Origin of the sequence: Pseudomonas sp. (genome assembly GCF_049590575.1) — a bacterium.
In the GTDB taxonomy this organism is placed as follows: Bacteria; Pseudomonadota; Gammaproteobacteria; order Pseudomonadales; family Pseudomonadaceae; genus Aquipseudomonas.
On record NZ_JBAWDE010000221.1, the window covers coordinates 49,784 to 56,643 of the forward strand.

The 6,860-nt window shown below is 62.5% G+C and carries 6 protein-coding genes; 5 read left to right on the forward strand and 1 reads right to left on the reverse strand.

What is annotated here, in order from left to right; all coding sequences use genetic code 11:
* Positions 1–26 precede the first annotated feature (26 nt).
* Positions 27–1,232, forward strand: coding sequence for an aminotransferase class V-fold PLP-dependent enzyme (locus tag WBR57_RS14915; RefSeq protein ID WP_424084468.1), 1,206 nt, complete (start codon positions 27–29; stop codon positions 1,230–1,232).
* Positions 1,229–1,636 carry a SufE family protein gene (locus WBR57_RS14920; RefSeq protein WP_424084469.1) on the forward strand — a complete coding sequence of 136 codons (408 nt, stop codon included), beginning with the start codon at positions 1,229–1,231 and terminating at the stop codon, positions 1,634–1,636. Before WBR57_RS14915 ends, WBR57_RS14920 begins: the two co-directional genes overlap by 4 nt.
* A gap of 64 nt (positions 1,637–1,700) precedes the next feature.
* On the opposite strand, the gene tcdA is transcribed toward WBR57_RS14920, so the two are convergent.
* Positions 1,701–2,510: a tRNA cyclic N6-threonylcarbamoyladenosine(37) synthase TcdA gene (gene tcdA, locus WBR57_RS14925; protein WP_407017898.1), complete on the reverse strand. Its 810-nt coding sequence runs from the start codon at positions 2,508–2,510 to the stop codon at positions 1,701–1,703.
* 218 nt (positions 2,511–2,728) lie between these two features.
* On the opposite strand from tcdA, the gene WBR57_RS14930 reads away from it, so the two are divergent.
* From WBR57_RS14930 to WBR57_RS14940, 3 genes are all read left to right on the forward strand, one after another.
* On the forward strand, positions 2,729–5,320 hold the full coding sequence (locus tag WBR57_RS14930; RefSeq protein WP_424084470.1) for a glycosyltransferase: 2,592 nt from the start codon (positions 2,729–2,731) through the stop codon (positions 5,318–5,320).
* A 194-nt stretch (positions 5,321–5,514) separates the two neighbouring features.
* Complete coding sequence (gene dapE, locus WBR57_RS14935; protein ID WP_424084471.1) at positions 5,515–6,666, forward strand: succinyl-diaminopimelate desuccinylase; 1,152 nt, start codon at positions 5,515–5,517, stop codon at positions 6,664–6,666.
* A partial coding sequence (locus WBR57_RS14940; RefSeq protein WP_424084472.1) for a putative RNA methyltransferase occupies positions 6,666–6,860 on the forward strand: 195 nt, incomplete at its 3' end. The genes dapE and WBR57_RS14940, both read left to right, overlap by 1 nt.

Consider the following 6,860-nt stretch of genomic DNA (forward strand, 5'->3'; position numbering starts at 1 on the left):
GCCCGCTTATACGAGTCTTGATCACCATGCTTGTGCCCTCCCCCTGGCGCGCCGATTTCCCAGCCATCGCCACCCTGCAACGGCAAGACCAGACCTACCTGGACAACGCCGCCACCACGCAAAAACCCCAGGCCCTGTTGGACGCGATCAGCCATTACTACGCCAACGGCGCCGCCAATGTGCACCGTGCCCAGCATTTGCCGGGCGCCCACGCGACCCAGGCCTTCGAGGACAGTCGCAGCAAGGTTGCGCAGTGGTTAAATGCAGGTGACAGCGGGCACATCGTGTTTACCCACGGCGCGACCTCTGCGCTGAACCTCTTGGCCTATGGCCTCGAGCACTTATTCAATGCGGGCGATGAGATTGTCATCAGCGCCCTGGAACACCACGCCAACCTGCTGCCCTGGCAGCAACTGGCCAAGCGTCGTGCGCTGAGCCTGGTGGTGTTGCCCCTCGGCGAAAACGGCGTGATCGACCTGCAAGCCGCCGCCGAGTTGATCGGCCCGCGTACGCGCCTGCTGGCGGTGAGCCAGTTGTCCAACGTGCTCGGCGCCTGGCAACCGTTGGAGGCCCTGCTGGCCCTGGCCAAGGCGCATGGCGCGCTGAGCGTGGTCGACGGCGCACAAGGTATCGTGCATGGACGTCATGACGTGCAAGCCCTGGGCTGCGATTTTTATGTATTTTCCAGCCACAAGCTGTATGGCCCGGACGGCGTCGGCGTGCTGTTTGGCCGTAACGAAGCCCTGCATCACCTGCGCCACTGGCAATTTGGAGGCGAAATGGTGCAGCAGGCTGACTACCAAAGCGCCAGCTTCCGCCCGGCGCCGCTGGGCTTCGAAGCCGGCACGCCGCCGATCGCCAGCGTGATCGGCCTGGGCGCCAGCCTGGATTACTTGAGTTCGCTCGACCACACGGCAGTCATCGCGCATGAAGCAGCGCTGCACGACTACCTGCTGCGCGGGCTGAAAGCGCGCAATGGCGTGCGTGTACTCGGCGCGCCGCAGGTTGCGCTGGTCAGTTTTGTGGTGGACGGCGTGCACAACGCCGACCTCGCGCACCTGCTGACCGAGCAAGGCATTGCCGTACGCGCGGGGCACCATTGTGCGATGCCGCTACTGAAGGCCATGCACTTGTCCGGCGCGATCCGTGTGTCCCTGGCGCTGTACAACGACTCCGATGACCTGGAGCGCTTTTTTGAAGCGCTGGACCAGGCGTTGGACATGCTGCGATGAGCTTGCCGGTGGATGCGGTTGCCGCGTTGGAGGCCTTTCAGGCCGTCGGCAGCTGGGAGCAACGCGCGCGAATGCTGATGCAGTGGGGCGAGCGCCTGCCCGTATTGGCGGATGAGGATAAAGTCGATGCCAACCTCGTGCAGGGCTGTGAAAGCCTGGTGTGGTTGGTCGGGCGCTTGCAGGACGGCCACTGGCAGTTCGCCGCCAGCAGTGAGGCCCGCATGATTCGTGGCTTGGTCGCATTGCTGCTGGCGCGGGTCAACGGGTTGTCGCCGGACGAGTTGCAGGCGGTCGACTTGCCTGACTGGTTCAATCAACTGGGGCTTTCTCGCCAACTGTCGCCGTCGCGCAGCAATGGCTTGAATGCAGTCCTGCAGCGCATGCGGGAATTGAGCCGTACATAAAACCAAATGTAGAAGCTCCCACACAGGCCCCACACACAGTTTGATCTGTGTTTGACGATGATATTTAAGCCGGCTTGACCCGCTCCGACGGCCTGCGCACCCCGGCCACAATCTTGTCCACCGCCTTGGTCGCCGCGACCATGCCAAAGGTCGCTGTCACCATCATCACCGCGCCAAACCCACCGGCACAGTCCAGTTTCACCCCATCCCCCACAAAACTCTTCTGCAAGCAGATGCTGCCGTCCGGCTTCGGGTAACGCAGCTGCTCGGTGGAGAACACACACGGCACGCTGTAGTGGCGGGTCACCGTGCGGGAAAAACCGTAGTCACGGCGCAAGGTGGAGCGCACTTTCGAGGCCAGCGGGTCATTGAAGGTGCGGTTCAGGTCGCAGACCTGGATCAGCGTCGGGTCGATCTGCCCGCCGGCGCCACCGGTGGTGATGATCTGGATCTTGCGGCGCTTGCACCAGGCGATCAGCGCGGCCTTGGCGTTGACCGCGTCGATGCAGTCGATCACGCAATCGATGTTCGGCGTGATGTATTCAGCCATGGTGTCGCGGGTCACGAAATCCGCCACCGCGTGCACCGTGCAATCCGGGTTGATGCCGCGCAGGCGCTCGGCCATCACCTCGACCTTGGGCTTGCCCACGGTGCTGTCCAGGGCGTGCAACTGGCGGTTGCTGTTGCTGACACAGACATCGTCCAGGTCAAACAGCGAAATTTCGCCCACTCCGCAACGGGCGATGGCTTCCGCCGCCCACGAGCCCACGCCGCCGACCCCGACGATCGCTACGTGGGCCGCCTTCAAGCGTTCCAGCCCTTCAATGCCATACAAGCGGGCGACGCCTGCAAACCGCGGATCTTCTGTGCTCATGACCATTACCCCAAAAACCGGCGCGCATTATAGGGCTTTGCCGCGACAAGTTTTAACCTACAAGCTACAAGTTAAGAACTTACATGGTCTTTCGCTGCCCAACGTCCGGTTTTTCTCGGCTTGCTGTACGGTCAGTGAAAGGCCGGTGTAGGATGCGCGCCGTTCGGCGTAGGCCGACACCTCTTTTCGTTCCACACCCTTTGGAACCCGAAATAGCTATGTCATCGCGTAAATTTGGACTCAACCTGGTGGTGGTGCTGGCAATTGCCGCGCTGTTCACCGGCTTCTGGGCGCTGATCAACCGCCCGGTCACCACCCCCAACTGGCCTGAACAGATCTCCGGGTTCTCCTACTCGCCGTTTCAGCAGGGCCAGTTCCCCCAGAAAAACCAGTTCCCGACTGACGAGCAAATGCGCCAGGACCTGGCGATCATGAGCAAGCTGACAGACAACATCCGTACCTACTCGGTCGACGGCACCCTGGGCGACATCCCTGGGCTGGCGGAAGAGTTTGGCCTGCGTGTGACCCTCGGGATCTGGATCAGCCCCGACCTGGAACGCAACGAGCGTGAAATCCAGCGAGCCATCGAAATCGCCAACAGCTCGCGCAGTGTGGTGCGGGTGGTGGTGGGTAACGAAGCCGTGTTCCGCAAGGACATCACGCCTGAAGCATTGATCGTGCTGCTGGACCGGGTACGCGCCGCGGTAAAAGTGCCGGTGACGACGTCCGAGCAATGGGACATCTGGGAAAAGAACCCACAACTGGCCAAGCACGTCGACCTGATCGCCGCGCACATCCTGCCGTTCTGGGAATATATTCCGATGGATAAAGCCGGTCAGTACGTACTCGACCGCGCCAAGGATCTGAAAAAACTGTTCCCGAAAAAGCCGCTGCTGCTGTCGGAAGTCGGCTGGCCGAGTAACGGGCGTATGCGCGGCGGCAATGAAACGTCGCCGGCCGACCAGGCGATTTACCTGCGTACGCTGGTGAACAAGCTGAACCGCCAGGGCTACAACTATTTCGTGATCGAGGCGTTTGACCAGCCGTGGAAAGTCAGCGACGAAGGCTCGGCCGGCGCTTACTGGGGGGTGTTCAACGGCGCCCGCCAGCAGAAATTCAACTTTGAAGGCCCGGTGGTGGCGATCCCGCAATGGCGCGTGCTGGCCATTGGCTCGGTGGTGCTTGCGCTGCTGTCGCTGACCCTGCTGATGATCGACGGCTCGGCCCTGCGCCAGCGTGGCCGGACATTCCTGACGTTTATCGCATTCCTCTGCGGGTCGGTGCTGGTGTGGATCGGCTACGACTACAGCCAGCAATACAGCACCTGGTTCAGCCTGACCGTCGGTTTCCTGCTGGCACTCGGGGCCATGGGCGTGTTTATCGTGTTGCTGACCGAAGCCCACGAATTGGCCGAAGCGGTGTGGACCCACAAGCGCCGGCGTGAATTCCTGCCCGTCGAGGGGGATTCACACTACCGCCCTAAAGTGTCGATCCATGTGCCGTGCTACAACGAGCCGCCGGAGATGGTCAAGCAGACCCTCGACGCCCTGGCCGCCCTCGATTACCCGGACTACGAAGTCCTGATCATCGACAACAACACCAAGGACCCGACGGTATGGGAGCCGGTGCGCGATTACTGCGAAACCCTCGGCCCGCGCTTCAAGTTCTTCCACGTCGCGCCCCTGGCCGGCTTCAAGGGCGGCGCGCTGAACTACCTGATCCCGCACACCGCCAAGGATGCCGAAGTGATCGCGGTGATCGACTCTGACTACTGCGTGTCGCCGAACTGGCTCAAGCACATGGTGCCGCACTTCGCCGACCCGAAAATCGCCGTGGTGCAGTCGCCGCAGGATTACCGCGACCAGAACGAAAGCACCTTCAAGAAGCTCTGCTACGCGGAATACAAAGGCTTCTTCCACATCGGCATGGTCACCCGCAACGACCGTGACGCGATCATCCAGCACGGCACCATGACCATGACCCGGCGCTCGGTGCTCGAAGAACTCGGCTGGGCCGACTGGTGCATCTGCGAAGACGCCGAACTTGGCCTACGGGTATTCGAAAAAGGCCTGTCGGCGGCGTATTACCACGACAGCTACGGCAAGGGCTTGATGCCGGATACCTTTATCGACTTCAAGAAACAGCGTTTCCGCTGGGCCTATGGCGCGATCCAGATCATCAAGCGCCACACCGCCAGCCTGCTGCGTGGCAAGGGCACCGAGCTGACCCGTGGCCAGCGTTACCACTTCCTCGCAGGCTGGTTGCCGTGGGTGGCGGATGGCATGAACATTTTCTTCACCGTCGGTGCACTGTTGTGGTCGGCGGCGATGATCATCGTGCCGACCCGGGTCGACCCGCCGCTGCTGATTTTCGCGATCCCGCCATTGGCGCTGTTCGTGTTCAAGGTGGGCAAGATCATCTTCCTGTACCGCCGTGCGGTGGGCGTGAACCTCAAGGACGCGTTCTGCGCGGCCCTGGCTGGGCTGGCGTTGTCCCACACCATCGCCAAGGCGGTGCTGTATGGCTTCTTCACCACCAGTATTCCGTTCTTTCGGACCCCGAAAAACGCGGATAACCACGGCTTCTGGGTAGCGATTTCCGAAGCCCGCGAAGAAATGTTCATCATGCTGCTGTTGTGGGGCGCGGCGCTGGGGATCTACCTGGTGCAGGGTCTGCCGAGCAATGACATCCGCTTCTGGGTGGTGATGCTGCTGGTGCAGTCGCTGCCGTACGTCGCAGCGTTGGTCATGGCGTTCCTCTCGTCGCTGCCCAAACCGGCGCCGAAGGTGGAGCCGGCAACGGTTGAGTAAAAACTTGCGCAATGCACTAAACGGCGGCCTCTGGCCGCCGTTTTGCTATAAGATAACGGCCCTTTTGTGAGTCTTGGGCTGGCCCTGCTTTGTGTGGGAGCTGGCTTGCCAGCTCCCACATTTGTCCTGCGCCGTTTCAAGTTCTGTATGCCACATTCGTCCTGCGCCCATTACACGCTGCCCGGAGTTTTCCCATGACGGCCCATGCCGACCTTTCGCCGACCCTTCAACTTGCTATCGACCTGATCCGTCGCCCGTCGGTCACGCCAGTCGACGCCGACTGCCAGAAGCTGATGATGCAGCGCCTGGGCGATGCCGGGTTCAAGCTTGAGCCGATGCGCATCGAGGACGTGGACAACTTCTGGGCCACCCATGGCAAGCACGACGGCCCGGTGCTGTGTTTTGCCGGCCACACCGACGTGGTCCCGACCGGCCCGGTACAGGCCTGGCAGAACGACCCGTTCGACGCCCTTATCGACGAACACGGCATGCTCTGCGGGCGTGGCGCGGCCGACATGAAAGGCAGCCTGGCCGCGATGCTCGTCGCCTCCGAGCGTTTCGTCACTGACTACCCGGACCACAAGGGCTCGGTCGCCTTCCTGATCACCAGCGATGAAGAAGGCCCGGCGCACCACGGCACCAAAGCCGTGATCGAGCGCCTGGCCGCGCGCAAGGAGCGCCTGGACTGGTGCATCGTCGGCGAGCCGTCGAGCACCACCCTGGTCGGCGACGTGGTCAAGAACGGCCGTCGCGGCTCCCTCGGCGCGACCCTGACCGTGCGCGGTGTACAGGGCCACGTGGCGTACCCGCACCTGGCGAAGAACCCGATCCACCTGGCCGCCCCGGCCCTGGCGGAACTCGCCGCCGAGCATTGGGACGACGGCAACAGCTTCTTCCCGCCGACCAGCTTCCAGATTTCCAACCTCAACTCCGGCACCGGCGCGACCAACGTGATCCCCGGTGACCTGACGGCGGTGTTCAATTTCCGTTTCTCCACCGAATCCACCGTCGAAGGCCTGCAACAGCGGGTTGCGGCGATTCTCGACAAGCATGGCCTGGACTGGCACGTGGAGTGGGCGCTGTCCGGCCTGCCATTCCTCACCGAACCAGGCGCATTGTTGGACGCGTTGTCGGCGAGCATCAAGGCGATCACCGGGCGCGAAACCAAGGCCTCCACCAGCGGCGGCACCTCGGATGGACGTTTTATCGCCACGCTCGGCACCCAGGTGGTCGAGCTGGGCCCGGTCAACGCGACGATCCACCAGGTCAACGAACGCATCCTGGCCAGCGACCTCGATGTGCTGACCGAAATCTACTACCAGACCCTGATCAAGTTGCTCGCCTGATGCTCGCCTGCCCCATTTGCAGCGCCCCGCTCAACGCAGTGGACAATGGCGTGGCGTGCCCCGCCGGGCACCGTTTTGACCGCGCGCGCCAGGGTTACCTGAACCTGTTGCCGGTGCAGCACAAAAACAGCCGCGACCCGGGCGACAACCTGGCCATGGTCGAGGCGCGCCGCGACTTCCTCAACGCCGGGCAC